Origin of the sequence: Enterobacter sp. HG048, assembly GCF_024702055.1 — a bacterium.
Taxonomy (GTDB): domain Bacteria; phylum Pseudomonadota; class Gammaproteobacteria; order Enterobacterales; family Enterobacteriaceae; genus Enterobacter; species Enterobacter dykesii.
Window position 1 is genome coordinate 1 of sequence record NZ_JANLIZ010000038.1, and the last position, 1,231, is coordinate 1,231.

Here is a 1,231-nt window from a genome sequence, read left to right on the forward strand (position 1 = left end):
TGAATCGCCACGGGTTTAACAGACACTTCGGAGTCATTTAAGATGACTTAAAGAGAGGTGCCCATGAGCGGTAAACGTTATCCCGAAGAGTTTAAAATTGAAGCAGTCAAACAGGTTATTGATCGCGGTCATTCTGTTTCCAGCGTTGCAACACGTCTCGATATCACCACCCACAGCCTTTACGCATGGATAAAGAAGTACGGTCCGGACTCATCCACTAATAAAGAACAGTCAGATGCTCAGGCCGAGATCCGCCGACTCCAGAAGGAGTTGAAGCGGGTTACTGACGAACGGGACATATTAAAAAAAGCCGCGGCGTACTTCGCAAAGCTGTCCGACTGAGGTACGCCTTTATTCGTGACAACTCCCGTTGCTGGCCTGTTCGTCTGCTCTGCAGGGTGCTGAATGTTCATCCCAGTGGCTTTTACGCCTGGTTTAAGCAACCGTATTCTCAGCGCCACCAGATAGATCTGAGACTGACGGGACAGATCAAGCAGTTCTGGCTGGAGTCCGGTTGCGTTTATGGTTATCGCAAGATCCATCTGGACTTGCGGGATAGCGGGCAACAGTGCGGAGTGAACAGAGTCTGGCGACTGATGAATCGTGCCGGGATAAAGGCTCAGGTCGGATACCGGAGCCCGCGGGCAAGCAAAGGCGAGGCCAGTATCGTATCGCCCAACAGGCTCCAGCGACAGTTCAATCCGGATGCTCCGGATAAGCGTTGGGTAACGGACATAACCTACATCAGGACCCACGAAGGCTGGCTATATCTTGCTGTGGTTGTTGATCTGTTCTCACGCAAAATTATCGGCTGGTCAATGCAATCCCGGATGACAAAGGACATTGTCCTGAATGCACTGCTGATGGCTGTATGGCGGCGTAATCCCCAAAAACAGGTGCTGGTTCACTCGGACCAGGGTAGTCAGTACACAAGCCATGAGTGGCAGTCGTTCCTGAAATCACACGGCCTGGAGGGGAGCATGAGCCGTCGCGGTAACTGTCACGATAATGCGGTTGCAGAAAGCTTTTTCCAGTTGCTGAAACGCGAACGGATAAAGAAAAAGATCTACGGAACGCGGGAGGAAGCCCGCAGCGATATTTTTGATTACATCGAAATGTTTTATAACAGTAAGCGTCGGCATGGTTCGAGCGATCAGATGTCACCGACAGAATATGAAAACCAGTATTATCAACGGCTCGGAAGTGTCTAGATTATCCGTGGCGATTCAAG

The 1,231-nt window shown here is 50.8% G+C and carries 1 protein-coding gene; it reads left to right on the top strand.

The features are described from left to right. The first annotated feature begins 63 nt into the window (after positions 1-63). Positions 64-1,211, top strand: a protein-coding gene (locus tag NUX24_RS21690; protein ID WP_257834064.1) for an IS3 family transposase whose coding sequence is annotated in 2 segments (ribosomal slippage) — positions 64-301 and positions 301-1,211 — 1,149 coding nt in all. Because the reading frame shifts where the segments join, the coding sequence is not laid out codon by codon here. Positions 1,212-1,231 lie beyond the last annotated feature (20 nt).